The organism is Methylophilus luteus (genome assembly GCF_042676265.1).
In the GTDB taxonomy this organism is placed as follows: domain Bacteria; phylum Pseudomonadota; class Gammaproteobacteria; order Burkholderiales; family Methylophilaceae; genus Methylophilus; species Methylophilus luteus.
Genome location: NZ_JBHTKB010000003.1, coordinates 165,228 through 190,129, shown reverse-complemented (window position 1 = coordinate 190,129; position 24,902 = coordinate 165,228). Strand labels below are relative to the sequence as shown.

The window sequence follows — 24,902 nt, the reverse complement described above, 5'->3', positions numbered from 1 at the left end:
GTTATTTTGCTAATGCCTGCTGTTGCAATTTGGACAGCTCGGCAATGCCTTTGGCCGCCAGGTCCAGCATCTGGTTCATGGCGTCACGGCTGAAAGGCTCGCCTTCGGCAGTGCCCTGGATCTCGACAAAACCACCGCTACCGGTCATGACTACGTTCATGTCGGTATCACAGTCGGAGTCTTCAATATAATCCAGATCCAGCACCGGCACACCCTGATAAACACCGACTGAGATCGCGCCTACCGAGTCTTTGATCGGGCTGACGCTGAGCAGGCCTTTTTGCAACAGGGTATTCACGGCGTCGACCATGGCGACATAGGCACCGGTGATGCTGGCCGTGCGGGTGCCGCCATCGGCCTGGATGACGTCACAGTCAAAATGGATGGTACGCTCGCCCAGCTTTTGCATATCGATCACCGCGCGCAGGCTGCGGCCTATCAGGCGCTGTATCTCCTGGGTGCGCCCGGTCTGCTTGCCGCGCGCGGCTTCCCTGTCCATGCGCGAACCGGTAGAACGCGGCAGCATGCCGTATTCGGCAGTCACCCAGCCCTGGTTTTTGCCTTTGAGAAAACCAGGTACTTTTTCTTCAATGCTGGCGGTGCAGATGACGTGGGTATCGCCAAATTTCACCAATACCGAGCCTTCGGCATGTTTGGTGTAGCTGCGTATGATTTCAATATTGCGCAACTGGTCGTTGGCACGTTCGCTCGGTCTGGTCATGCTTTAAAATTCCTCTTTTTTAATATGTTGCCGGGTTCTGCCCAGCGCGTCCTGTATATCGGCGATCGCCTTTTCAATTTCGTCATCAGTCAGATCCAGCGCATGCGGGTTGGGCATGGCGCCGGCCTGGTTGAGCATGGTGGTGGCCCCATCGTCCGGCAGATCCAGGGTGGAGACGGCCAGCGGCGCGGTGTTGCGTTCGCCCCACTGCATGGCGATGGCGCTCATGTTATCGCCCACGGTGATACTGGCGGCATCGGCATCATCGAGCAGGCGCGTGACGCCATCCTGCATATTGGCAGCCAGCATATGCTGCGCCATGGTGATGGCAGGCATAGTATTCCAAACGCCATCCGAACATAACAGAATGACATCGCCCTCGCTGAGCGGCATTGGGTCTGCCAGTTCTACCTGTGGCGGTTTGTCCCCGCCCAGGCAATTATAGATTTTGTTGCGATGCGGGTGGCGCTCTATCTGCTCGGCAGTGATGCGGCCTTCACGCAATAAGGACTGCACCACTGAGTGGTCTTGGGTCTGGAATTCTTCCAGCCCGTTGCGGTACAGATACAGACGCGAATCACCTACGTGCGCACAAAACAGTTTATTGTGCTGAATCAATGCCACTACTATGGTGGTGCGTGGCGATTCAGATAGCTTTTTACGCACGCGCACATTTTCAATCACGTCATGCACCTGGGCGATCTGCTCGCGCAAAAACTGCGCCGGGTGCGCGATCATGGGGCCGGATTCGCGCTGGAAAGCCTCTACCATAGTCTTGACTGCAATCTCTGCCGCCACATCGCCGTGTTGATGCCCGCCCATACCATCGGCCAGCACCATCAAGATGGCATGCCTGTGGTATGAATAGGCCAGCCGGTCCTGATTATACGGACGCGGCCCCTGACGGCTGCCTTGCGCGATAGAAAACTTCATGGCATCAGGACTTTAGGCAAATGTTTCATAGTGGTTTGGTGAGCACTTTAATAATTTTATCAACCAGCGAGCCACGCGCGTCATCTGCCACGTGCACTTCTATCATTTTTTTCTGTAAAGAGAACACACTTTGTGGCCGCAACAGGTAATCGATCTGCATACAGTCATCAATGATAGACAGCAGTTTTTCTGAATAGACCTGCTTGCCGAGCTCTACTGCCGGCACCAGGGTATCTTCATTCAGGCGTATATTGGCAGCCAGCGGTGACGAGCGCTGCAGACAGGCATACATGCTGGCCCCTATGCTGTAAATATCACTCCATGGCCCCAGGTGCTTGCGGTCTATATACTGTTCCGGCGGTGCGAAGCCCGGGGTGTAGGTTGGCGCCAGCGTCACCTCGGACAAAGCCTGGCGCGCCGATCCGAAGTCCAGCAGCACCGGCGAACCATCCAGGCGGATATAAATATTGGCTGGCTTGATATCCAGGTGCAGCAACTTGCGTGTATGCACTTCGCGCAGGCCATTCAGCAGCTCGACAAACATGCGTATCATGAAATTTTCTGGCACCGGTTGCGACATGGCCATGATGTAATCCTGCAGCGATTTGCCACGCTCGTATTTCATGACCATATAAACTGTGTTATTGGCACGGAAGAAGTTTTTCACGCGCACGATATTCTTGTGCTCTATATTTGCCAGCGCCAGGCCTTCTTCAAAAAAGCATTTCATGCCATGTTTGTAGGCGGCTTCGTTTTTGCCATTAGAACGGATATGCGTCTGGCCATCACGCTTGGCCAGCGTGACCGGCATATACTCCTTGATAGCGACGGTATTTTTCTGTTTGTCCTGCGCCAGATAGACGAAGCTGAACCCCCCCAGACTGAGCACCCGCGTAATGGTGTAGTCATGCAGTTCGGTGCCCACAGGCAGGGCGATATCTATTTTATTGGCGAGCTTCACTAAACTTATAACGTACTGATCATGGCTTTAATTGAGGAAAACAGCAAAATTAAGAGATAAGGGATAAGCATTTATGCGGGTAAAGCTACCCTCCTCTTTATCGCGCTTAACGACTTATGCAAAATCTCTTAAACTGTGTTTACTTGTTATAACGCTATTTTCGCATATCGATACTGCATTTGATACAATCATTCGCTTAGCCTGGACATGCAAACCTCGGACATGCAAACCTAAGACCCGCAAGCCCCATAGAAGCAAGGTAAGAAAAACATGAGCACAAAAAACAATCCCCCAAAGCAAGCTATCCTGAGCATGACCGGCTTTGCCAACAGCGAGACCCGCTTTGCGACTGGCCTGCTGCTGATAGAACTGCGCGCAGTCAACCACCGCTACCTGGAACTCAACGTTAAAATCGAAGATAGCCTGCGCCAGTTTGAAGCGCAAGTGCGTGAACAGCTGCAAAGCAAGCTGGGCCGCGGCAAGGTCGAGTGCAGGCTGAGCCTGAAGAGCGATACGGCCAGCAGCAACAAACTGGCATTGAACCCGGCCATGGTCACGCAGATCGCGCAGACCCTGCAAGACCTGCACCAGCACTTTCCTGAAGCACAGCCGGTGAATCTGGTGGACATACTCAAGCTGCCGGGCGTGTTGCAGAGCGAGGCAGTGGATAGCGAGACTCTGGGGCACAGTGTGCAGAGCGGGCTGGCACAGACTATAGATGAGCTGATCGCAGCGCGTCAGCGCGAAGGTGAAAAACTCAAGCAGGTGTTGCTGGACCGCCTGCAAGGCGTGCGTGAGCAGATCGCCATCGTCAAACCACTGCTGCCACAGGTGATACAGCAATATCAGGAAAAACTGACCGCAAAACTGCGCGAAGCCATGCAGGCCGATGATGACCGTGTGCGTCAGGAGATCGTGCTTTATGCACAGCGTACCGATGTCGATGAAGAGCTGGCGCGCCTGAACTCACATATCACTGAAATGGATCGTATCCTGACCGCGGGCGGCCCGGTAGGTAAAAAACTGGATTTCCTGATGCAGGAAATGAATCGCGAAGCCAATACGCTGGGCTCAAAATCAGTGGCGATAGAAACTACCCAGGTCTCCATGCAGCTGAAAGTGCTGATAGAACAGATGCGCGAACAGATCCAGAATATTGAATAACGCCACAGTGGCACAAAATCTGCGGGCCTCACGCGCGTGAATCGGCGGTTTATGGCAGGCATGGTGCTATAGTCAGGTTACCTCAATCCTCTCACAGGGCCTGGACCATGCATCTGTTCCGCTATGTGTTTTGTTGTTTACTGGCCTTCGCCAGCCTGCTACCACTGCCTTCCTTCGCTGAGATCACCACCCTGGCTATACCTGACCAGGACTGGGGGATCAAGTTTGATGCGCCTGCGCTGAGGCCGGTCAGGGAGGCAGACTCCAATGACCACTATATGTATTCTGCCAATGCCAATAACTTTGCGGTCACCCTGCATGTAGATACCCCCGGCTGCAACGGCGGCGAGTCGCACGAAGATGTGCTGAACTGCTTTTGGCCCAAGGCCAGCAAAGACCCGCTGATCAAGCAGGCCACGGTGGCAAAAAGTTGCAACAGCCGCTACTGCAAGCTCAGCTATGACTTTGAAAACACTTTCCAGGACGCCGCCATCAGGCAAAAACATGTTTACTATCTGTTTGCCTACCGGCTAAGGTGGGCGAATCTGCATGTGGCGGTTTCCAACCCAAAACCGGCCGATCTACAGCTGCTTGAGCAATTCGAGCAAAGCTTTAGTTACAAGTAAGCAAACTGACAGACCTTGGTTTGCACCAAAGTCGGCATAAACAAACGCACCTTTATGGTGCGTTTTGCATTTAAAGCTCAACGGGATTTATATAAGCTACTGATTTAAATCACAATTGGTCTCTGGCACACGGCTTGCTCTTATGTAATTGATTTCTATAAGCGACGCAAAGGTCAAGGACCATGACGCAAACGGCCAAACAGTTTTTTGATGAGATGCAGGGGTATGGGGGCGATGTACGTGGTATCTATCTGGCGTATGACCGCTGGCTGGCTGATGTACCCACCCAGCAATTGGCGGCCAAACGTGCTGAAGCCGAGGTATTGTTCCGCCGCGTGGGTATCACTTTCAACGTTTACGGTGAGGAAGACGGCGCCGAACGCCTGATCCCGTTCGACGTGATCCCGCGCATGATTTCTGCCAGTGAATGGGCGCATCTGTCCAAGGGTGCGGTGCAACGGGTGCGTGCGCTGAATATGTTCCTACATGATATTTACCACGATCAGGAGATCATCAAGGCAGGCCTGGTGCCGCACAGCATTCTGACCAATGCGCAATATCGGCCGGAAATGGTGGGCGTGGATGTGCCTAACCAGATTTACGCCCACGTAGCCGGCATAGACCTGGTGCGCACCAGCGAATCGCAGTTCTATGTGCTGGAAGATAATCTGCGCACGCCGTCTGGCGTTTCTTACATGCTGGAAGACCGCAAAATGATGATGCGGCTGTTTCCTGACCTGTTCAAGAAATATCCGATCGCGCCGGTAGAACATTATCCGCATGTGCTGCTCAACAACCTGCGCTCTGTCGCCCAGACCGGGGTCACCGACCCTACCGTGGTACTGCTTTCTCCAGGTGCTTATAACAGTGCCTACTTTGAACATGCCTTCCTCGCCCAGCAAATGGGCATAGAGTTGGTGGAAGGCCAGGATCTGTTTGTCCGCAATAACGCCGTCTATATGCGCACCACGCAAGGCCCGCAAAGGGTGGACGTGATTTACCGCCGCATCGACGACGATTACATAGACCCCCTGGTATTCAAGCCTGATTCCATGTTGGGCGTGCCGGGTCTACTCTCCGTCTACCGCAATGGTGGCGTCACATTGGCCAACGCCGTGGGCACCGGCGTCGCTGATGACAAGGCAACCTATATTTATGTGCCGGAGATGATCAAGTTCTACCTGGGTGAGTCTCCCATCCTGCAGAACGTGCCCACGTATCAACTCAGCAAGGAAGATGATCTGGCCTATGTGCTGGATCATCTGCCCGAGCTGGTGGTCAAGGAAGTGCAAGGCTCAGGCGGTTACGGCATGCTGGTCGGCCCCACCGCCAGCAAACAGGAGATAGAAGAATTCAGGTTACGCATCGTTTCGCGGCCGGCCAATTATATTGCGCAGCCCACGCTGGCGCTTTCTACCTGCCCGACGCTGGTCGACCAGGGCATCGCACCGCGCCATGTAGACCTGCGCCCATTCGTACTTTCCGGCAAAACCGTCAGCGTAGTGCCGGGCGGATTATCGCGCGTGGCACTCAAGGAAGGCTCGCTGGTGGTCAATTCGTCTCAAGGCGGCGGCACCAAGGACACCTGGGTGCTGGAACGCGATGATATCTGTATAGCTCAATCGCAGTCGCAAATGGCTGCTCAACTCCAACGCCAGGAGGCCGTGATATGTTAAGCAGAACCGCAGATCATTTATATTGGATGGCCCGCTACATAGAGCGTGCCGAAAACGTGGCGCGCGTGCTGGAGGTGACTTACAGCATGTCGCTGCTGCCCACCGATGCCAGTAACGAACAGGAGTTGTGGGACACCGTGCTCGAGATCGCCGGGGTACGCGATATTTACGATGCCACCTACCAGGAGATCAGTGCCACGCATGTGATACAGCACCTGGTGATGGATAGCCAGAACCCGTCCAGCATTTACAGCTCGTTGCGCAGCGCCAGGGAGAATGCACGCGCGGTGCGCGTAGCCATGACGGTGGAAACCTGGGAAAACATGAACACCTTATGGCTGGAGTTTGGCCAGTATATCAAGCAGGACCTGACCCAGTCTGGCCTGAACGAATTCTGCGAATGGGTGAAAAGCCGTTCGCACCTGTTCCGCGGCGTGTGTTTTGGCACCATGCTGCGTGACGAGGCTTTCAGCTTTGTGCGGCTGGGCACGTTTATGGAACGTGCCGACAACACCGCACGCCTGCTGGATGTGAAATACGAGTTTCTGATCCCCATGCAGGAAGCCAATGAAGGCGCAGTGGATTACTACGAATGGAGCGCAGTGCTGCGTTCTGTGGCTGCCTTCCAGGCTTACCAGAAAGTCTACCGCGACGCGATAGAGCCGACCAAGGTGTCAGAGTTGCTGATATTGCGCGAAGATATGCCGCGCTCACTGCACGCCTGCTATGCCGAGATCATGCCTATCTTGCGCCAGGTGGCCGGTAGCCGGCAGACCGAAGCCGAGCGCCTGGCCGGGCAAATGCATGCCAGGCTGCATTACGGCCGCATGCTGGATATCGTCAAGGAAGGGGTGCACCATTTTCTGGACGAATTCATCCTGGCCAACCGCAAACTGGGCGAAGAGATACAGCGCAACTTTTTAAGCGCAACGACCTGACCGCACTGACAAGCTGTGATCAAAAAAGCTGTGATCAAGCATATGCCCGCGTTTTTCACTGTAAAAACGGACTTAGGCTGAGCCAGCCCAATGCTGCTGAATATAGAGCACCACACGCAATATATTTATAGCGCAGCGGCGCAATACAGCATACAGCAGCTGCGCCTGACGCCGCGCGACGGCATGGGCCAGCAGGTGAGACACTGGCAGATCAAGGTCAACGGCCAGTGCCACGCGTTTGAAGACACCTACGGCAACCTCACACACACGCTGGTGATAGACCAGCCGCATCATGAACTGCTGATCTCGGTGGCAGGCGAAGTAGAAACCGGCGTTGCCAACCAGCCCGGTGCGCCAGGATTGCCGCTGGCACTGTATCTGCGTGAATCACTACTGACACAGGCAGATGCCGCTATGACAGCATTTGCCAGCCAGTTCGCCGGCCAGTTATCCAGCAAGTTATCCAAGGTCGCGCTGACAGACATGATGCATGCCTTACGCGACAAAATGGATTATCTCAAAGGCGCGACCCAGGTGCATACACCGGCGGCTGAAGCTTTCCGGCTGGGCAAAGGTGTCTGCCAGGACCATGCACATGCCTTTATCGGCTGTTGCCGCAGCTTAGGGTTACCTGCGCGCTATGTCAGCGGTTATCTGTTTACCGCAGATGGCAGCCTGATGCAGACCCATGCCTGGGTAGAGGTCTGGCAGGGTCAGCAGTGGCTGGGGCTGGATGTCTCGAATGGCTGTTTGACTGACGAGCGCCATGTGCGGCTGGCGGTAGGCCTGGATTACCACAGTGCCAGCCCGGTGACTGGCACCCGCATAGGCGGCGGCCTGGAAGGCATGGCCAGCGCAGTCAGCGTCAACCAGACAGCGCTGACGCATGAACAGCGTCAGCGCCATCATGAACAGCTGTATCATCAGGCGGTCAGCGCGCAGCAATAAACCGCAGCTGTGGCAGTGGAGTGGTGCTGACGGCCCGTGCTATCATGTCACTTTAGCGACTCCGCTGTTTCTTCCATACCGTTATGACATATTGTGTAGGCATCCTGCTGGAACAAGGGCTGGTGCTTGCGTCTGACACACGTACTAATGCGGGTGTTGACCAGGTAGCCATCGCCCCGAAAACGCATGTATTCGACCAGCCTGGCGAGCGCGTCATCGTGCTGCTCACCGCAGGCAATCTGGCGATCACGCAATCGGTGGTCAATCTGCTGCGTGAACAGATCAAAGAACCCGAGCCAGGCACCGCCAACCTCAACAGCGTGCACTCCATGTTTGAAGCCGCCACCGCGGTAGGTGCCGCCATGCGCAGCATTTACCATAGAGACGGCGATTCACTCAAGGAACATGGCATAGACTTCACTGCCAGCATACTGGTGGCCGGGCAGATCAAGGGCGAGAAACCGCGTTTGTTCAATGTCTATGCGGCGGGCAATTTTATTGAAGCCACTGCAGACACGCCCTACCTGCAGATAGGTGAAACCAAATACGGCAAACCTATCATAGACCGCGTGATCAACTACCAGACCGATATGATGGAAGCCGTCAAATGCGTGCTGATCTCATTCGATTCCACCATACGCAGCAATATTTCTGTCGCCATGCCTATAGATTTAATGATTTACCGCACTGACGCGCTGACTGCGGATTGCCGCCAGCGCCTGACCGAACGCGACCCGTATTACGCCAGCGTACACAAAGGCTGGGGCGAAGGCCTGAAAACAGTGTTTTCATCGCTGCCTAATCCAGAATGGGGTGCATGATGAGCCATGGCCATTTATTTGTGATCTCTGCTGCCTCCGGCGCCGGCAAAACCAGCCTGGTGCGCGCCATGCTGGCGCAAGACCCCTTACTCAAACTATCGGTTTCGCACACTACGCGCGACCCCAGACCCGGCGAAGAAGACGGCATTCATTACCATTTTGTGCCTGAAAGCACATTTCTGGAGATCCTGGACCGTGGCGGTTTTCTGGAAAGTGCCCATGTGCACAGTGCGCGCTATGGCACCGCGCAAAGCGAAGTCGAAAACGCCCTGGCTGAAGGCCGCGATGTGATCCTGGAAATCGACTGGCAAGGCGCCCAGCAGATACGCAGACTGTTTCCGCAAGCGACTTCTATCTTTATCCTGCCGCCTTCTATAGAGGCGCTGTCACACCGGCTCAACAGCCGCGGCCAGGATAGCGAGGCGGTGATCGCACGCCGCCTGGCAGCGGCGCGTGAGGAGATGCGTCACGTGCATGAGTTTGATTATGTTACAATTAATGACAATTTTGACGTGGCGCTACAGGATTTAATGGCTATCGTGCGTGCCAAGCGCTTGCAGCTTGACCGCCAGGTTGCCTGCCACGCGTCACTGATTCAATTACTCACCTGAAGCCAGCGCAATCCGCCGCTGATCTGTGATTCAATATAAAGGTTTTTTATGGCTCGTATTACCGTCGATGATTGCTTGGACAACATCCCAAATCGTTTTCAATTAACCCTGGTGGCTGCTTACCGCGCCAGACAGATCGCTAACGGCTCTGACCCGCTGGTGGCAGGTTATGCACAAAAAGACAAACCAACCGTGATCGCCCTGCGCGAGATCGCAGCCGGTAAGATCGGTGTTGAATTACTGGAAAAAAAAGGCCAGGCTTAAGCATTCATGCCGCACACCCAAGGTGACCATGCCTATCGTAAGTCTAAATCACCGCTAGAAGAAGCAGACTTACTCCCAGCTGACCGTGAGGATTCGCCCCTCACGCAGCTGATCCGCAAATATCTAAACGACGAAGAAGTACAACTGGTCTGGCAGGCGTATAGGTACGCTGAGCAGGCCCACGCCGGCCAAACGCGCAAGACCGGCGAACCGTACATCACCCACCCTATCTCTGTCGCCTGCATACTGGCCAGGCTGCATCTGGATCTGCCCACCCTGCTGGCTGCCTTATTGCATGACGTGGTGGAAGACACCGAAGTCAACAGCGCCGAGATCGCCGAAAAATTTGGCAAGCAAGTGGCCGACCTGGTCGATGGCCTGACCAAACTGGACAAAGTCGAGCTGCAAACGGCCACCCAGGCCCAGGCAGAAAACTTCCGCAAAATGCTGTTGGCCATGAGCCAGGATGTACGTGTGATCCTGGTCAAACTGGCCGACCGCCTGCACAACATGCAGACCATGGACGCCATGCGTCCGGAAAAGCAAAAACGCATCGCGCGAGAAACGCTGGATATCTATGCGCCTATCGCCAACCGGCTGGGGCTCAACCCTATCTTCCACGAGCTGGAAGACCTGAGCCTGAAGTATCTCTACCCCAATCGCTATCGGGTGATCGATAAAGCCATACGCACCGCGCGCGGCAACCGCAAGGAAGTCATCAGCAAGATACTGGAAGCGATACAGAACCAGCTAACGCATTACCATCTTGAATTTGACGTACAGGGCAGAGAAAAGCACCTTTACAGCATTTATAAGAAAATGAGCGAAAAATCGATGAAATTGTCGCAAATTGGCGACATTTACGGTTTTCGCGTCATTGTCAAAGATACTGCCGCTTGCTATCTGGCACTGGGTGCATTGCACGCTTTATACAAGCCTATCCCCGGCCGCTTCAAAGACTATATCGCTATCCCCAAAGCCAATGGCTATCAGTCTTTGCACACCACGCTGTTCGGCCCGTTTGGCACGCCTATAGAAGTGCAGATACGCAGCCAGGAGATGCACAATATCGCCGATGCCGGCGTGGCGGCGCACTGGCTGTACAAAACCACAGACGCGCACCTGACCAAACTGCAACAGCAGACCCATCAGTGGTTGCAACGCCTGGTGGAGATCCAGACCGAGAGTGACGACAGTCATGAGTTCCTGGAAAACTTCAAAGTCGACCTTTTCCCCGACGAAGTCTACATTTTCACGCCTAAAGGCAACATTATGGCTTTACCACGCGGTTCTACCGCAGTGGATTTTGCCTATGCGGTGCACTCGGATGTAGGTAACAGTTGTGTCGCAGTCAAGATCAATAACGAGCTGGCGCCATTGCGCACCGAGATGCGTAATGGCGACCATGTAGAGATCATCACAGCGCCGCTGGCCAAGCCTAACCCGGCCTGGCTGAATTATGTAGTCACCGGCAAGGCGCGTTCACATATCCGCCATTACCTGAAAACGGTCAAGGTGGAAGAATCAGCGCAGCTGGGCGAGCGTATGCTCAATGTGGCCCTGCGCGCCATGCATATCCAGCCTGGTGATATTTCTGACAAGCAGTGGCAAAAAGTCATGAATGACTATGGTGCCAAGACCCGGCAGATCATACTCACCGATATCGGCCTGGGCAAACGCAACAGCCTGATGGTGGCGCACCAGCTGCTGGCGCATCCGGCCGACACCGAAGACAAAACCGGCAAGACGCTGGACACCATCACCATACGCGGTTCAGAAGGCATGGCGGTGCAATTTGCGCCGTGCTGCCGCCCTATTCCTGGCGACCCTATCCTGGGCTTTATCAACAAGGACAAAGGGCTGGTCATTCATACCCATGATTGCCAGGCCATACGCAAATTCAAGCTAGACCCGGAAAAGTGGCTGGATGTGGAATGGGATGCCGACCCGAAAAAACTGTTCAGCGTCAACCTGCGTATCTCGGTGGTGGATGAACGCGGCATGCTGGCCAAGATCGCAGCCACCATTGCCAATGCAGATGCCAACATTGATAACGTCAGCGTCGAATCCAGTGATGGCAGCCAGTACTCTAATGTGAACTTCACCGTGCAGGTGCATAACCGCGTGCATCTGGCGACCCTGATCCGCAACCTGCGCAAGATACAGCAAGTCGTGCGTATCAACCGGGTCAAGGGCAACCAGCTGGAACAACGTATCCAGTAAACGGCGGGTGACTGGCCAGCATGCCTTCCTTGAGCGAGATCCGTGGTTACACCCCTGCCGTGTGCAGCCAGCTGGCCAAACTGGGCATACACACACCGCAGGCATTGTTGCTGCATCTGCCGCTACGCTATCTGGACGAAACGCATGTCACCGCCATACGCGACCTGCGGCTGGGCGAACAAGCCCAGATCGAAGGCGAGGTGGTGCATAACGAAGTCAGTTACAAGCCACGCAAAATGCTCAATGTGCGGGTGCAGGACGACTCCGGCATCATCAATTTACGCTTTATCCACTTTTACCCCAGCCAGATCGCCGCCTTGCAGGTCGGCACGCGCATACGCGCATTTGGCGAGGTGCGCCCCGGCTTTTTCGGTTATGAAATGGTGCATCCGCAACAACGTAAGGTCAAGGAAGACACCCCGGTCAACACCGCACTGACGCCGGTATACCCGACCACCGCCGGACTGAGCCAGAACACCATCAGGAAGGCGGTCAACCTGGTATTGACCGACGAGCACTTGCAGGAAACACTGCCAGACTGGGTGTATGGCCCGCTGCAGCTGCCCGACTTTGCCAGCAGCCTGCGGCTACTGCACCAGCCCAGCCCTGAGATCGCTTTAGCCACCCTTGAAAACCACAGCCATCCGGCCTGGCAACGGTTGGCCTATGACGAATTGCTGGCACAGCAATTATCCATGCGCCAGCACTATGCGCGGCGCAAGCAAGGCAGAGCACCGGCAGCGCCGCCATCCAGGCAGCTGGTATCGCAACTGCTGGCCAGCCTGCCATTCGCCCTGACCATGGCGCAGCAGAAAGTGGTCGCCGAGATCAGCCATGACCTGGCGCAGCCACACCCCATGCAGCGCCTGTTGCTGGGCGACGTGGGCAGTGGCAAGACCATAGTCGCCTGCCTGGCCGCCTTGCAAATGATAGAACAGGGCTGGCAAGTGGCTATCATGGCACCGACCGAGATCCTGGCAGAACAGCATTACAAAAAACTCTGCGGCTGGCTACAGCCTTTGGACATAGAGATCGCCTGGCTCACTGGCAGCCAGAACAAGAAAACGCGTGAGCAGTCGCTGGCACGTATCGCCAGTGGTGAAGCTATCCTCGCCATAGGCACGCATGCCTTATTCCAGGAAGAGGTGCAGTTCAAGCAACTGGGACTGGCCATCGTCGATGAACAACACCGTTTTGGCGTGCACCAGCGGCTGGCATTGCGCAAAAAAGGCCAGCACAGCAGCCTGGAACCACACCAGCTCATGATGTCAGCGACGCCTATCCCGCGTACGCTGTCTATGAGCTATTACGCTGACCTCGATGTGTCGGTGATTGATGCGCTACCGCCCGGGCGCACGCCGGTGGCGACCAAGCTGGTGGCAGATGACCGCCGGGATGAGATCTTGCAACGGGTACGCGACGCCTGCGCCCAGGGCCACCAGGCTTACTGGGTGTGCCCCTTGATTGAAGAATCGGAAACCCTGCAACTGCAAACCGCCAACGACACCTATGCTTATATGCAGCAGGCTTTTCCCGAATTACAAGTAGGGCTGGTGCATGGCCGCATGAAGCCGGCAGAAAAACAGGCGGTGATGCAGGCGTTTGCCGCCAATCAGACCCAGCTGCTGGTAGCGACCACGGTGATTGAAGTTGGCGTGGACGTGCCGAATGCCAGCCTGATGGTGATAGAACACGCCGAGCGTATGGGTTTGAGCCAATTGCACCAGTTGCGCGGCCGCGTCGGTCGCGGCTCGGCAAAAAGTACCTGCATATTGCTTTACAGCAAACAGCAATGCTCACAGATAGGCCGTGCCAGATTGAAAGTGATCTACGAAAGCAATGATGGCTTTCATATTGCCCAGGCCGACCTGCAGCTGCGCGGCCCGGGAGAATTGCTGGGCACCCGCCAGAGCGGTGTGCCCATGCTGAAGATCGCCGACCTCGAGCGCGATATAGCGTTATTGCAACAGGCCAAACAGATGGCAGATGAGCTGTTAAGCAAGACACCGCAGGCTGTGGCGGCGCACCTGCAACGCTGGCTCAGCCACGGCGACGAGCTGGTGAAGGTTTAGGGTTTAGGGTTTAGGGTTTAGGGTTTAGGGTTTAGGGGTAAGGGCTAAGGGTTTAGGGGCTAGGCGCTATAGATTAGGGGTTAGTGACCGGCAGCCTTGGCGGCGGCTACACCCACAGCAATCTCATTGCCTGGTTGTAGCATGGCCATTTCAGTTTGCAAACTGCTTTCAAACTGCTCTAACGGCAGCGGCTTGCTGAACAGATAACCCTGAAACCTGTGACAACCCATGGTCTGCAGCAGGGTCTTTTGCGGCTGCATCTCCACCCCTTCTGCAATCACAGTCTGCCCCAGGTTTTTCGCCATCTTGATAATGGTTTCTACAATAAAAGTATCGTAGGTGTTGTGCAGGATATCCTTGATAAAGCTTTTATCGATTTTGAGTTCATCCAGCGGCAACCGCTTGAGCACCGATAATGAAGACTGGCCGGTGCCAAAATCATCCAGCGAAAAAGTCATGCCCAGCGCTTTCAGGGCCTGGATCTTGCCTATGATCTCATCCACATTACGCACGATCAGGCTTTCGGTCAGCTCAAGCCGTAGCAAGCGCGGGTCACAACCACTTTGCAGCACGGTATCGGTCACCATTTGTACAAAGTCCGGCTGGTTGAACTGCACGGCACTGACATTGACCGAAAGCATGAGGCTGCGCGTCAACGGCGCACTGGCCCAGTGCCTGAGTTGCTCGCATGCCTGCTGCAACACCCACTGCCCTATAGGCACTATCTCGCCGCTTTCTTCAGCAATAGGGATAAACTGGTCGGGCGGGATCATGCCCAAAGCCGGGTGCTGCCAGCGTAGCAATACTTCGGCGCCTATGGGCTGGTGCGTTTCATCCACCTGCACCTGAAAATACAGCAACAGTTGCTGGCCCTGCAAAGCAAAGGCGAGGTCGGTTTCCAGCGTGGCGCGTGTCTTCACCGCCGGATGCAACACTTCATCGTACATCTCTATGCTATTCAGGTTATCGGATTTTTTTGCCTGGTACATGGCAATATCGGCGCGCCTCAATACCTCGGCCTCACTGTGATCATCGCCCTTAAACAGGCAGATGCCTATGCTGGGCGTAGTGCGGTATTTGCTTTGCTGCAACTGGAAAGCCTGCGAAAACACCGCCATCATTTTCTCGGCCGCCACCTGCGCAGACTTGATCGCCTCACTTTTGTCCTGGCCAAGCTCATCGAGCACGGCGATAAACTCATCACCGCCCATACGCGCAATGGTGTCTTTTTTGCGCAGGCATTGCTGCAGCCTTGCCGCCACCTGCTGCAATAACTCATCCCCGGCCTGGTGACCCTTGCTGTCATTCAGGCCCTTGAAATTATTCAGGTCCAGCGATAACACCGCGCCATAGCATTGATTGCGCGCACAACGCGAAAATGCCTGCTGCAAGCGGTCAGACAGCAGGCGGCGATTCGGCAGGTTGGTCAAAAAATCATAATAGGCCAGCTGGTGGACTTTTTTGTTATCCAGATTGGAAGCGATACGCAGGGAGATATTTTCACGCAGGCTTTTCGCCAGTGCATGCCCGGCGACCGTCACATACAGCACATAAACGATGAACAGCACCGCCAGTGCGATAGAGACCGAGCTGCCATGGCTGAGAAAACGCGGGATCATAAACACCAGGATGCCGCCGGTGAACAGGTTGGTGGTGATACTATCCACCGAATAAATGACGATACCGGCACCTGAAACGCCGACCAGGGCAAAGATCAGAAACGCCTGATGGGCAGGGTCGGCTGCGGGAAAAAGCAAGATACCAGCCAGGCCCCAGGCTAAACCGCAGAATCCGGTCGTGAAACGGAACCATTGCAACCAGCGCCGGCTATGCAAGGCACGGCGCTGATCTTTGTGATAGGAAAAAGCGAAGTAAGCACGGCTGCCATATGCACACAGAAAAATAGCACTCCAGACGCTGAGTATGCTGGGGTCTATCAAATGGCGCTGCGTTAACAAAAGCGCGGCCATGACCACGATGGCCGCCATCAGTGATCTATGATTATTTGCATATAGCATTTCCACGATTTCTGCGTGCAATGCTGTTGATTCCGCCGCTGTGTTCAACGCCGTACCCCCTGCTATTGTATTTATGCAATATACATCGGTGGTTACACATCCACACTTTAACTAAAGTGTGCACCAATTACAGGGAAAAACACTATTCTTAAATCGGTTTTACCGCTTATTTAAATAATTACGCTGCTAATGCCTAAAAAATCACCGCTTTTAACGGCAAAATCAACTATGCAGCCAGTGACGCACCAATTTGGTATAGCGCGGCATCACGACATAAACCATCAGCGCGACCACTACGCCAGTGATTAAAAGGGTGTGCAACAGATGGTTTTGCGGCAGGCCTGCCCTATCCATTAACGGGATCAGCAACAGCGACACGCCGCTCACCAACGGAAAAATCGCTGACCAGGTCAACAAGAACTGTTTCCAGCGCACCGGCAACGACACCTTGCCGGGTTCTGCCACAAACCAGAAATCCAGCCCGCTTTTAATCTGGTAACTGTCTTTTTCACTCAACAGGTTCTCTACTTTGTCTATCAGTTGCTGGCGGATATCGGAAGCCATCCATTGTTTCAGGTGTTGTTCGCTGTCATAGCGTATCACCACCGTATAGGTATCGGTATAACCGGCGATGGGCCGTATCATATGCCAATCGAGCATGCCTGCTGACGCCTTGCACGCGCTGCTTATCTCCTGCAACCACTGCTCATAAGCAGGTTGCTGCGTGGCATTGACGCGGTGTGTGATCACTGCGCTGGCGCCATGTGGTAGCTGGCCGGATGTAGGTTGCTGGCTCATATTCGTGGTAGTCCTGTTCTGTTTATGGTTACATACCCAGGCAAGCATATTGCGCCCTGCTGTGGTCTGCTATTTTTTGGTGTGGCTGCTATTTTAAGGGGATTCTTTAAACTGTGGTTTTAATTCCGCCAGCGCCAGATCTATAAACGCCCTTAGTTTTGGCGGCATAAAGCGTTGCTGCGGGTAAACCAGGTGCACATTATCTGCCTGCCCCAGCCAGGCCGGCAATACGCGCTGCAGCTGCTGGCTGCGTTGTGCCGGCTGGCAGATAAAGGTAGGCAGCAGGGCCACGCCCTGCCCGTTCTCTGCCATGGCTTTGACCACGCCTATGCTGTTGACCAGCGTGCGGCCACTCATGGGCACGCTGATCTCGCTACTGCCATTACTCAGCAGCCAATGTTCACGCCCCATGGGGGTGAACTGCAGGCAGGGGTGGGCATGCAGATGTTGTGGCGCCGCCAGTACGGGTGCCTGCTGCAGATAGTGCGGGCTGGCAAACAATGCCCACTGTATGGTGCCCAGCGATTTGGCGATCAGGCTGGAATCACGCAACTGACCGGTACGGATAGCCACATCCACGCCCTCTGCGATCAGGTCGATGTAGCGGTCGGTCAATAACATCTCTACCACCAGCTCAGGAAATTCAGTTTGCACACGCCTGACCAGGCCTGCCAGCAAGGCATCGCCCAAGTCAGCAGGTGCGGTGACTTTCAATGTGCCTTGTGGCTGTTGCCTGGCGGCATCCAGTGCCGCTTCGGCTTCGAGCAGATACCCCAGCCCTAGCGCTGCCTGCTCGTAGTACAAGCTGCCACTTTCGGTTAAATGCAAGCGCCGTGTCGTGCGTTGCAACAAGGTCACGCCCAGCCGCTTTTCGAGCCTGGCCACGCGGGTACTGATGGTTGAAGTCGGCAAGCCTAGCTGGCGCGCCGCGGCACTGAAGCTGCCGGCCTGTACCACCCTGACGAATACCGCCGCTTCGTTAAAGTCCATGATTGTTCATTTAAATGAAAAGTAATTTCATATTTAACCATCTAGTGCACTAAAAGTCATGTGTTTATAGTGTGAACCATCGCAACACGACATGAAAACACAAGGAGCGCATCATGAAAAAACTGGCTTTTATCAAACGCAGCAATGGCAATCACTGGGTAGGCGATGGATTTCCGGTGCAAAGCATTTTCTCATACCGCGATATCGCTGAAGAAATGTCACCTTTCCTGCTGATGGATTATGCCGGCCCGGCACGTTTTGAAGCGACAGACCAACGCCGTGGCGTAGGTCAGCACCCGCACCGTGGCTTTGAAACCGTGACCATAGTCTATGACGGCCAGGTTTCTCATCACGATTCCACCAACGCCGGCGGCACCATAGGCCCTGGTGAAGTGCAATGGATGACGGCGGGCAAAGGCATCATCCACGAGGAATATCATGGTGACGACTATGCCAGAACCGGCGGCCCGTTTGAAATGATACAGCTGTGGGTGAATTTGCCAGCCAAACACAAACTGACCCCGCCTGGCTACCAGGGCATCACCAAGGAGCAGATTCCCGAAGTGGCTTTGCCTGATGAAGCAGGCCAGGTACGTCTGATCGCCGGTGACTATGCTGGTCACACTGGCCCGGCCAGCACCTTCAGTGCCATGAATGTGTGGGACGTGCGCCTGAATGCCGGCACCCGTACTGTATTCACTTTGCCGGAAGGCCACACCACTGCGATCTTTGTGCTTAAAGGGGCAGTGAAGACCGGCAGCGTGCATACCATACGCCCTTCCGAGTTGGCGGTGATGCAGCGCGAAGGTACCGAACTGGTATTGCAGGCGCAGCAGGACACCGTATTGCTGTTATTGAACGGTGAACCACTGAATGAACCGGTGGTAGGTCATGGCCCATTTGTGATGAACAGCTGGGAAGAGATAGACCAGGCCATCAATGACTACAACCTGGGCCGTTTTGCTACTGCCTGACCCTTAACGCTTTATTTGATTTTTTATAACAACACCATACTTTTGAGAGGATTTATCATGAACAACAAACCTTATGTACGCCTGGACCGTGACAATGCAGTGGTATTGCTGGTCGACCACCAAGCCGGATTATTATCGCTGGTACGTGACATTGAACCTGACCGTTTCAAGAACAACGTACTGGCGCTGGCGGATGCGGCCAAGTTCTTCAATCTGCCTACCATACTCACCACCAGCTTTGAGACCGGCCCCAACGGCCCGCTGATGCCGGAGTTGAAAGCCTTGTTCCCGGATGCGCCTTATATCGCCCGCCCAGGCCAGATCAACGCCTGGGATAACGAAGACTTCGTCAAGGCGATCAAAGCCACCGGCAAAAAGCAATTGATCATTGCCGGGGTGGTGACCGAAGTATGCGTGGCTTTCCCTGCCCTGTCTGCAATTGAAGAAGGCTTTGAAGTGTTTGTGGTCGGCGATGCCTCCGGCACCTTTAACGAACTGACCCGCGATGCCGCCTGGCGCCGCATGGAAGCCGCCGGTGCGCAAATGATGACCTGGTTTGGCGTTGCCTGCGAACTGCACCGCGACTGGCGCCGCGATATTGAAGGCCTGGGTGCCTTATGTGCCAACCATATCCCCGATTACCGCAACCTGATGACTGCCTACAATACTCTGCAAGCCAAGTAATTGAAGCCAAGTAATCTAAGCCAAGTGATCAACTGTATTACCATGCAAAAGGCCTACGGGCCTTTTGTCTTTTTTGCCATTAGCCGGCCTGCATATATCCATGAACCTGGCCCTTGCCTGCCAGGTCTATGTAGTCAATACCGTCGCCACAAGACCTTAAACAAAACACTATGAATGAGCATATCGCCTGATTCCCGTGCAAGACATCTATAACCACTCCAAAACGATAAAGAAATTCCTACAAAACATTAAGAAAAATCCTTATTAAATATTTACAATCTGAGGCGTAAGCTGCAATGGTCGCGTTTGAAAATGAATCTCGCATTCATGCTCACAACAAGACACACGGCAGCCTCAGCGGCTGCCGTTTGCACTCACCTGAATCTGATTGAGGAGTATTCAAATGCCTAGAGGAGCTAGCCCCAAGCGTGAACGTGAATACCAGGCCTTGAAAACTGAATTCAAAAAAGAACACCGCTATGTTGGCCGCGAAGAAGAAGTGGCTGCCAGGATAGTCAATAAACAGAAAAAACGCTGGCGAAACTAAACAGTCTTAAGTCAGGTTGTACCGGATGTGTTGGCTTCTAACTATAGCAACAACATAGCCGTACTCTCAGCCACCAGGCACAACCTTCTGATGAATGACTTTTATGTTTTATTGAGTAGGTTAATAACAAGTTTGTTTGGCGATTAAACACACTTGCGTTTAGGAAGTGGGGGTTTATATGCAACCGACTGTGAGCAGTGACATTTCACCGCTGGAATATCAGCCTGCCTACGAGATACTGGATGAAACTGGCCTGGCCGACGAGGGCCTGGACCAGAGCAGATCCAGGCACAAAGACAACCTGCAATCTACCCTGCGCAAGATATCCGAAACCACTAACCGCCAGTCTGCCTATTCCACGCGCAGCGTACATACCCGCAGCCATGGGCTGATCTATGCCGAAATGGAGATCTACGATAACCTGCCGGCACAATTCGCGCAGGGCATGTTTGCCAGTGCCAAAAAACTGCCGCTGGTGATGCGTTTTTCTACCGTGCCTGGCGATATCCTTAATGACAAGCTGTGCACCCCGCGCAGCCTGGCGATCAAGATACTGGGCGTAGAAGGTGAAAGACTGAGCGGCAGCGAACAGGCGACCACGCAAAATTTCCTGTTTGTGAATGGCTCCAGCTTTTTGTCTTCCAGCGTCCAGCAATTCCTCTCCAACCTCAAGCTGCTGGCCAACACCGATAACACGCCGGAATTCAAGCAGTTTCTCGCGCAGATACTGCAGGCGACCTCCAAACTGATACAGTCACTCAGCGGTGGCCGCGAACGGCTGATGAATAACGAAGGCCAGCCGGAGACCAATATCCTGGGCGAGACCTATTTCAGCCAGGACCCTATCCTGTATGGCAATTACATGGCCAAAGTCGCGTTGGTGCCAGTGGCACCTTCGCTGATCGCGCTGACGAATAAACCTATAGACGTCAGTTTTGCTTCTGATAGCCTGAAAAAATCGGTGGTCGATTTTTTTATCACGCACACGGCGGAGTGGGAATTACGCGTTCAGCTTTGCACCGACATCGATAAAATGCCGATAGAAGATTCTTCTGTGGTTTGGTCTGAAGATGTATCGCCGTATCTAGCGGTGGCTAAGATCACTGCCAAACCGCAGATCGCCTGGAGTCACTACCGCTCAAAAGTAGTGGATAGTGGCATGATGTTTTCGCCCTGGCATGGCATCAAATCGCACCGGCCGCTGGGCTCTGTCATGCGCTTGCGCAAGATCACCTATGAAATGGCCAAACATGCGAATGCCATGGCTGATAGCAACATCATCGCCGAACCCAGGGATTTAGATGATTTGTGCTGAAGCATAAAAAACGGCGACTGTAATAGTCGCCGTTTTGCTGCTGGTGCCTGCTGTTTTCAATAGCGCTGGTTATACTGGCTGTTGCCCTGGCCCAGCTAGCGGGCAGCCTTGCGATAGTGCAGTCTATAAGCCAGCAGATCCGGAATATAGGTTGCGATCACCAGCAGCGCCGCCAGTGTCAGGAATAACCATTTCACTGAATAACTGGTGACAAATTTGGCGGCCGGGGTCTGCGATTGCACAAACTGGTAAAACGCCGGCTGGTCCACGCCTTCTATATACTGGCCTTTGATATCCGCGGCCAGTTCTTTGAGGTGCTCTACATCCTGGCTGGATAAATAACGATCAAATTCAGCATACGCCACCGGCGGGTCCGGGTCGTCTTTGCTGGCGTCATTGTAATTGACGCCGCCGCCGGCACTTTCTGCCGCAGCATCGGTGCCCCAGTAACCGACAAACTTGTTATTGGCATTAAAGCGCTTGATAGGCGCGGGTTGAGTGCCGCCTACGCCGACAAAGATCACATTCTTGCCTATGCGCACATCGCTGATATCCAGCTTGTTGATACCATTGGCTTTTGGGGCTTCATCACCATCGGTGAAAAACAGCATCTGCGCCGGAATATTCAGGTAATCAAAAGTGGCTTCGGCTGCTTTCACGCCAAAAGTCATGCGGCTGTTGCCGCTCCAGGCCATACGCCATTCCAGATGGTTGATACTATCGGTGATGATATCAAAGTTAGCGCACACTTCCAGTGGCATAAACAATAACGCTACATTCTCTGCCGCAAACACGCCTACACTGACATAAGTGCCGCAAGGCGAAGTCTTCACCACCTGCTTCATCAGGTGTTGCGTGTAAGCCAGGCGTGTGACAGGCTTATCGGCGACCTTCATATCCTCGGCATTCATGCTTTGCGAGATATCGGCCAGCAACAAGTAGTTATGCACTTCCTGTTTTAGCTGTATCTCCGGTTTCAGCAGTGCCAGCAGCAGAAAAATCAGCGCCCCGACCAGCAAGGCAGTTTCATAATTTTCTTTTAATCGTAAAAAAATGCGTTTCATGGCAACCCCTGTGGCAGGTTACTGATTTCCAGGCCGGAAGGGTCCTGCGGCACGGTTTTAATATGCTTGGGGATCACGCCATGCAACAGGCTCAGGTTAAATTTGGCCGCCTGGTTATGCGGGTCTAGTCTCAGCGCCTGCTCATAAGAAGCACGCGCCTGCAGGTAATCAAACTTGGCTTGCTCCTGGATAGAACCATCGGCCTCAACCAGGCGTTGCAAGCCGGAACGGAACAGGTGATTGCCGATATTGAAATGAATCTGCGATTTCAGCAACTGGTCAGGCTCGAACACATGCTCATCCTGCTTTTTCGGTGCTTCGAGCAACTGGCCGAAATTCTGGCTGGCATGCTTGAAGTTGCCGGTTTTGCCTTGCTGGTAAGCATCGGCAAATTTGCGATGGAATGCAAACTGCTCATCTTCCAGCACCTCGCCACGTTGCAGAATGCTGTTGGCAGAGGCGATCTTATTCACCTGCAAACCTTCGTAGACAGTGCCGACCAGCCCGACGAACAACAACAGCCCCAATACCTGGTTTTTGCGCGCTATTTGGTTTTTCATTCATACACCCTTAAATTTTTAATGCCCAGCATCAACAACACCAACACCAGCGCACTGATCACAAATATTTTGGAATAATCAAAACCGGCGATGGTCTCGTTATATTTAATGACCTTTTTCTCACGCGTATCAATGTCATTGATCGCTGATTGCAAGGTTTCCGGATTGTCGGCTTCATAGGCTTTGTATTTCAGCCCCAGCGACTGGAAGTACTTATGCAGCACTATAGAGTTAGGCGTGCGGCCTTCTTCATACTCTTCCTTGGAGAAGATACTGGCCTCGCCGGGTTCGCGCAGCATGATCCAGTAGATACTCAGCTTGCGGCTCTTCAGGCGTTCACTGAGCAGAAACTTCACGCGCGGGCTCAATTTACCGGCGCCGTCCGACAGCAGTATGATGGCGCGTGAGCCGGAGTTCTGGATATTATCGAACAGGCCTACCGCTTCAGTCAGGCCGGCACCGATATTTGTCTGGTTCAACGACGGGCTGGTCGCCGCCACGATCGCGGCATGGATAGCATCACGGTTGGTGGTGATCTTGATGCCGTATAAGGCCGAGTTGGTAAAGCCGACCACGCCCATCATGTCGTTAGGCCGTGAGTCGATAAACTGGGTGATGATGCGCCGCGCAGTGGCTGATTTGATCTCCGCCACATGGCCGGACGAGTCACCGGCAAACGGGTGGTCCATACTGACACTGCGGTCTATCACCATCACCGTTTGCGCACCCTTGCCGACCTTAGGCACCTGCTCATCCGACCCTCTGGGCGAGGCCAGTGCAATCACTATGCTCAGCAACAGCAGAGACATGATGACTTTGACTGCCAGGTTGAGCCGGTCAGAAAAAACGTCTTCGGGCACGATATCCAGCCAGCTGTAATGCTGGCCCTGATGGCCTTTTAACCAGAACGGCAGCAGCGCGACCGGCAACAGCGCGAATGCCCATGGGTGCAGAATGATCATGCTACGCCCCGCTCGCAATCACGCAGCTGTTTGCTGAGTTGCACCAGTTGTGCGATCACCTGCTGGCTGTCGCGCGTTTTGACGTCATATAAAGACTGATTGGACGCTGCGAAGAATTGCGTGATCTCGCTTTGCATACCTTTAAAACCAGGGCGCAAACGCATGAATTCTTCTATATCGCGCGCAAAAATATTGGCACCATAATGCTGGTTAAAGGCCTGATGCAGATACACCAGCGCTTTTTTCTCTTCCACCGCTGTTTTCGGGGTGGATGACTTAGCCAGGCGTTTGAGCTGGCGATGGGCACGGGCAAACGCGCCGCCCATAAACGGTAACCAGTGACCATCGGCATTGATATAAAGCAAGGCCGCCAGGCTGGCGACCAGCACGGTTAAAAACAGCCCTAAGCGTTGTTGATCAGCCCGGCTTTCTATCAGTGGCGTTTTAAATTCAGGCAGCAGGTTTTTCTTGGCTGTGGCCGTGCCGCCAGTGACCAACGGTGAAAACCAGAACCCCCAGGCCGGCACTTCTAGCGTAGCCGCCTGCGCACCGGTGAATGTGAGTTTTTCAGCGGGTAAATGCATCACACTCGGGTAAGTGCTGACTGCAAATACCTGGTATTTGAGTTGCAGGGTGTATTGAGTATGGTCGGATTGCGGCTTGCTTTGTAGTGCCACATCTACCAACTCAATGCCGTCATGCTTGCTGCCTTTTTTAGGCAAGGCATTGTCGGCCAGTGTATACGCTGTTGGCGCATCGACCACCACCGTTCTGCTCAGCACATCGCCGATATGCACGCCATACGTAGAAGGCGGATCAGTCACTTTCACCACGGGTGCCGGTGTCAGCGCAGTGCCGGCAGCTGGCGCGGCCTGATCTGCCACCACGTTAGTCGCGGTGCCTAATAAGCTGGCGACTAACAGCAGGCGTTGCAGCGCCTGGCGATTGGTCTGGTATGAAATCTGTTTTAGCATAGTTTTATATTTCGCTCGATTAAACTGGTTATCACTATTTGCTGGTTCACACTGCTGG

24 protein-coding genes are annotated in these 24,902 nt (G+C 54.0%); 14 read left to right on the top strand and 10 right to left on the bottom strand.

The features are described from left to right. Position 1: 1 nt before the first annotated feature. Genes rph through ACFQ1Z_RS13230 form a run of 3 tightly spaced genes read right to left on the bottom strand, consistent with a single transcriptional unit; the run spans position 2 to position 2,615 of the window. On the bottom strand, positions 2-721 hold the full coding sequence (gene rph / locus ACFQ1Z_RS13240; RefSeq protein WP_379058431.1) for a ribonuclease PH: 720 nt from the start codon (positions 719-721) through the stop codon (positions 2-4). A gap of 3 nt (positions 722-724) precedes the next feature. After that, positions 725-1,654 (bottom strand): PP2C family protein-serine/threonine phosphatase, encoded by a 930-nt coding sequence (locus tag ACFQ1Z_RS13235; protein ID WP_379058428.1) that lies wholly within the window; start codon positions 1,652-1,654, stop codon positions 725-727. A gap of 25 nt (positions 1,655-1,679) precedes the next feature. Next, entirely contained in the window at positions 1,680-2,615 is a 936-nt protein-coding gene (locus ACFQ1Z_RS13230) for a serine/threonine protein kinase (protein ID WP_379058425.1), read from the bottom strand. A 270-nt stretch (positions 2,616-2,885) separates the two neighbouring features. Here ACFQ1Z_RS13230 and ACFQ1Z_RS13225 point away from each other — a divergent pair, with 270 nt between their 5' ends. From ACFQ1Z_RS13225 to recG, 10 genes are all read left to right on the top strand, one after another. Beyond that, positions 2,886-3,779, top strand: a complete 894-nt coding sequence (locus tag ACFQ1Z_RS13225) for a YicC/YloC family endoribonuclease (RefSeq protein WP_379058422.1) — start codon at positions 2,886-2,888, stop codon at positions 3,777-3,779. A 107-nt stretch (positions 3,780-3,886) separates the two neighbouring features. Continuing rightward, positions 3,887-4,405: a hypothetical protein gene (locus ACFQ1Z_RS13220; protein WP_379058419.1), complete on the top strand. Its 519-nt coding sequence runs from the start codon at positions 3,887-3,889 to the stop codon at positions 4,403-4,405. A gap of 182 nt (positions 4,406-4,587) precedes the next feature. Beyond that, on the top strand, positions 4,588-6,081 hold the full coding sequence (locus ACFQ1Z_RS13215; protein WP_379058416.1) for a circularly permuted type 2 ATP-grasp protein: 1,494 nt from the start codon (positions 4,588-4,590) through the stop codon (positions 6,079-6,081). Next, entirely contained in the window at positions 6,075-7,019 is a 945-nt protein-coding gene (locus ACFQ1Z_RS13210; RefSeq protein WP_379058414.1) for an alpha-E domain-containing protein, read from the top strand. The genes ACFQ1Z_RS13215 and ACFQ1Z_RS13210 overlap by 7 nt, the downstream gene beginning before the upstream one ends. Before the next feature lie 90 nt (positions 7,020-7,109). Next, the gene (locus ACFQ1Z_RS13205; protein WP_379058411.1) at positions 7,110-7,967 is read left to right on the top strand and encodes a transglutaminase family protein; all 858 of its coding nucleotides are present in this window, start codon (positions 7,110-7,112) and stop codon (positions 7,965-7,967) included. 83 nt (positions 7,968-8,050) lie between these two features. Further along, positions 8,051-8,788, top strand: a complete 738-nt coding sequence (locus ACFQ1Z_RS13200; protein ID WP_379058409.1) for a peptidase — start codon at positions 8,051-8,053, stop codon at positions 8,786-8,788. Next, positions 8,788-9,399, top strand: a complete 612-nt coding sequence (gene gmk, locus ACFQ1Z_RS13195; protein ID WP_379058909.1) for a guanylate kinase — start codon at positions 8,788-8,790, stop codon at positions 9,397-9,399. Before ACFQ1Z_RS13200 ends, gmk begins: the two co-directional genes overlap by 1 nt. Positions 9,400-9,447: 48 nt before the next feature. Beyond that, positions 9,448-9,663, top strand: coding sequence for a DNA-directed RNA polymerase subunit omega (gene rpoZ, locus ACFQ1Z_RS13190; protein WP_055830603.1), 216 nt, complete (start codon positions 9,448-9,450; stop codon positions 9,661-9,663). Positions 9,664-9,669: 6 nt separating this feature from the next. After that, a complete protein-coding gene (locus ACFQ1Z_RS13185; RefSeq protein WP_379058406.1) occupies positions 9,670-11,886 on the top strand; it encodes a RelA/SpoT family protein in 2,217 nt (738 codons plus the stop codon). Between the two features lie 20 nt (positions 11,887-11,906). Next, positions 11,907-13,958, top strand: coding sequence for an ATP-dependent DNA helicase RecG (gene recG / locus ACFQ1Z_RS13180; RefSeq protein WP_379058403.1), 2,052 nt, complete (start codon positions 11,907-11,909; stop codon positions 13,956-13,958). Positions 13,959-14,038: 80 nt separating this feature from the next. On the opposite strand, the gene ACFQ1Z_RS13175 is transcribed toward recG, so the two are convergent. The 3 genes from ACFQ1Z_RS13175 to ACFQ1Z_RS13165 form a co-directional block, all read right to left on the bottom strand. Then, positions 14,039-15,976 (bottom strand): putative bifunctional diguanylate cyclase/phosphodiesterase, encoded by a 1,938-nt coding sequence (locus tag ACFQ1Z_RS13175; RefSeq protein ID WP_379058400.1) that lies wholly within the window; start codon positions 15,974-15,976, stop codon positions 14,039-14,041. 222 nt (positions 15,977-16,198) lie between these two features. Then, a complete protein-coding gene (locus tag ACFQ1Z_RS13170; protein WP_379058397.1) occupies positions 16,199-16,774 on the bottom strand; it encodes an antibiotic biosynthesis monooxygenase in 576 nt (191 codons plus the stop codon). Positions 16,775-16,867: 93 nt separating this feature from the next. Then, entirely contained in the window at positions 16,868-17,764 is an 897-nt protein-coding gene (locus ACFQ1Z_RS13165) for a LysR family transcriptional regulator (protein WP_379058395.1), read from the bottom strand. A gap of 113 nt (positions 17,765-17,877) precedes the next feature. Here ACFQ1Z_RS13165 and ACFQ1Z_RS13160 point away from each other — a divergent pair, with 113 nt between their 5' ends. The 4 genes from ACFQ1Z_RS13160 (at position 17,878) to ACFQ1Z_RS13145 (ending at position 21,284) form a co-directional block, all read left to right on the top strand. Continuing rightward, on the top strand, positions 17,878-18,738 hold the full coding sequence (locus ACFQ1Z_RS13160; RefSeq protein ID WP_379058392.1) for a pirin family protein: 861 nt from the start codon (positions 17,878-17,880) through the stop codon (positions 18,736-18,738). Between the two features lie 57 nt (positions 18,739-18,795). Then, the gene (gene ycaC / locus ACFQ1Z_RS13155; protein ID WP_379058389.1) at positions 18,796-19,422 is read left to right on the top strand and encodes an isochorismate family cysteine hydrolase YcaC; all 627 of its coding nucleotides are present in this window, start codon (positions 18,796-18,798) and stop codon (positions 19,420-19,422) included. 403 nt (positions 19,423-19,825) lie between these two features. Further along, positions 19,826-19,969, top strand: a complete 144-nt coding sequence (locus ACFQ1Z_RS13150) for a hypothetical protein (protein WP_379058387.1) — start codon at positions 19,826-19,828, stop codon at positions 19,967-19,969. Between the two features lie 178 nt (positions 19,970-20,147). Continuing rightward, positions 20,148-21,284 (top strand): catalase family protein, encoded by a 1,137-nt coding sequence (locus ACFQ1Z_RS13145; RefSeq protein ID WP_379058384.1) that lies wholly within the window; start codon positions 20,148-20,150, stop codon positions 21,282-21,284. 95 nt (positions 21,285-21,379) lie between these two features. On the opposite strand, the gene ACFQ1Z_RS13140 is transcribed toward ACFQ1Z_RS13145, so the two are convergent. The 4 genes from ACFQ1Z_RS13140 to ACFQ1Z_RS13125 are packed head-to-tail and all read right to left on the bottom strand — an operon-like array spanning position 21,380 to position 24,844. After that, a complete protein-coding gene (locus ACFQ1Z_RS13140; RefSeq protein WP_379058381.1) occupies positions 21,380-22,348 on the bottom strand; it encodes a vWA domain-containing protein in 969 nt (322 codons plus the stop codon). Then, positions 22,345-22,908, bottom strand: coding sequence for a hypothetical protein (locus ACFQ1Z_RS13135; RefSeq protein ID WP_379058379.1), 564 nt, complete (start codon positions 22,906-22,908; stop codon positions 22,345-22,347). The genes ACFQ1Z_RS13140 and ACFQ1Z_RS13135 overlap by 4 nt, the downstream gene beginning before the upstream one ends. Beyond that, positions 22,905-23,870: a vWA domain-containing protein gene (locus tag ACFQ1Z_RS13130; RefSeq protein ID WP_379058377.1), complete on the bottom strand. Its 966-nt coding sequence runs from the start codon at positions 23,868-23,870 to the stop codon at positions 22,905-22,907. The genes ACFQ1Z_RS13135 and ACFQ1Z_RS13130 overlap by 4 nt, the downstream gene beginning before the upstream one ends. Continuing rightward, positions 23,867-24,844: a hypothetical protein gene (locus tag ACFQ1Z_RS13125; protein WP_379058375.1), complete on the bottom strand. Its 978-nt coding sequence runs from the start codon at positions 24,842-24,844 to the stop codon at positions 23,867-23,869. The genes ACFQ1Z_RS13130 and ACFQ1Z_RS13125 overlap by 4 nt, the downstream gene beginning before the upstream one ends. Between the last annotated feature and the right edge of the window lie 58 nt (positions 24,845-24,902).

Excerpts from the sequence above, each read along its gene's own strand:
- ACFQ1Z_RS13215 (WP_379058416.1), top strand. The coding sequence starts at position 4,588 with ATGACGCAAACGGCCAAACAGTTTTTTGATGAGATGCAGGGGTATGGG.
- ACFQ1Z_RS13235 (WP_379058428.1), bottom strand. The coding sequence starts at position 1,654 with ATGAAGTTTTCTATCGCGCAAGGCAGCCGTCAGGGGCCGCGTCCGTAT.
- ACFQ1Z_RS13130 (WP_379058377.1), bottom strand. The coding sequence starts at position 23,870 with ATGATCATTCTGCACCCATGGGCATTCGCGCTGTTGCCGGTCGCGCTG.
- ACFQ1Z_RS13220 (WP_379058419.1), top strand. The coding sequence starts at position 3,887 with ATGCATCTGTTCCGCTATGTGTTTTGTTGTTTACTGGCCTTCGCCAGC.
- ACFQ1Z_RS13165 (WP_379058395.1), bottom strand. The coding sequence starts at position 17,764 with ATGGACTTTAACGAAGCGGCGGTATTCGTCAGGGTGGTACAGGCCGGC.
- ACFQ1Z_RS13210 (WP_379058414.1), top strand. The coding sequence starts at position 6,075 with ATGTTAAGCAGAACCGCAGATCATTTATATTGGATGGCCCGCTACATA.
- ACFQ1Z_RS13135 (WP_379058379.1), bottom strand. The coding sequence starts at position 22,908 with ATGAAAAACCAAATAGCGCGCAAAAACCAGGTATTGGGGCTGTTGTTG.
- ACFQ1Z_RS13185 (WP_379058406.1), top strand. The coding sequence starts at position 9,670 with ATGCCGCACACCCAAGGTGACCATGCCTATCGTAAGTCTAAATCACCG.
- ycaC (WP_379058389.1), top strand. The coding sequence starts at position 18,796 with ATGAACAACAAACCTTATGTACGCCTGGACCGTGACAATGCAGTGGTA.
- ACFQ1Z_RS13170 (WP_379058397.1), bottom strand. The coding sequence starts at position 16,774 with ATGAGCCAGCAACCTACATCCGGCCAGCTACCACATGGCGCCAGCGCA.
- ACFQ1Z_RS13125 (WP_379058375.1), bottom strand. The coding sequence starts at position 24,844 with ATGCTAAAACAGATTTCATACCAGACCAATCGCCAGGCGCTGCAACGC.
- ACFQ1Z_RS13145 (WP_379058384.1), top strand. The coding sequence starts at position 20,148 with ATGCAACCGACTGTGAGCAGTGACATTTCACCGCTGGAATATCAGCCT.
- ACFQ1Z_RS13200 (WP_379058409.1), top strand. The coding sequence starts at position 8,051 with ATGACATATTGTGTAGGCATCCTGCTGGAACAAGGGCTGGTGCTTGCG.
- recG (WP_379058403.1), top strand. The coding sequence starts at position 11,907 with ATGCCTTCCTTGAGCGAGATCCGTGGTTACACCCCTGCCGTGTGCAGC.
- rpoZ (WP_055830603.1), top strand. The coding sequence starts at position 9,448 with ATGGCTCGTATTACCGTCGATGATTGCTTGGACAACATCCCAAATCGT.
- rph (WP_379058431.1), bottom strand. The coding sequence starts at position 721 with ATGACCAGACCGAGCGAACGTGCCAACGACCAGTTGCGCAATATTGAA.
- gmk (WP_379058909.1), top strand. The coding sequence starts at position 8,788 with ATGAGCCATGGCCATTTATTTGTGATCTCTGCTGCCTCCGGCGCCGGC.
- ACFQ1Z_RS13175 (WP_379058400.1), bottom strand. The coding sequence starts at position 15,976 with ATGCTATATGCAAATAATCATAGATCACTGATGGCGGCCATCGTGGTC.
- ACFQ1Z_RS13225 (WP_379058422.1), top strand. The coding sequence starts at position 2,886 with ATGAGCACAAAAAACAATCCCCCAAAGCAAGCTATCCTGAGCATGACC.
- ACFQ1Z_RS13140 (WP_379058381.1), bottom strand. The coding sequence starts at position 22,348 with ATGAAACGCATTTTTTTACGATTAAAAGAAAATTATGAAACTGCCTTG.
- ACFQ1Z_RS13150 (WP_379058387.1), top strand. The coding sequence starts at position 19,826 with ATGCCTAGAGGAGCTAGCCCCAAGCGTGAACGTGAATACCAGGCCTTG.
- ACFQ1Z_RS13160 (WP_379058392.1), top strand. The coding sequence starts at position 17,878 with ATGAAAAAACTGGCTTTTATCAAACGCAGCAATGGCAATCACTGGGTA.
- ACFQ1Z_RS13205 (WP_379058411.1), top strand. The coding sequence starts at position 7,110 with ATGCTGCTGAATATAGAGCACCACACGCAATATATTTATAGCGCAGCG.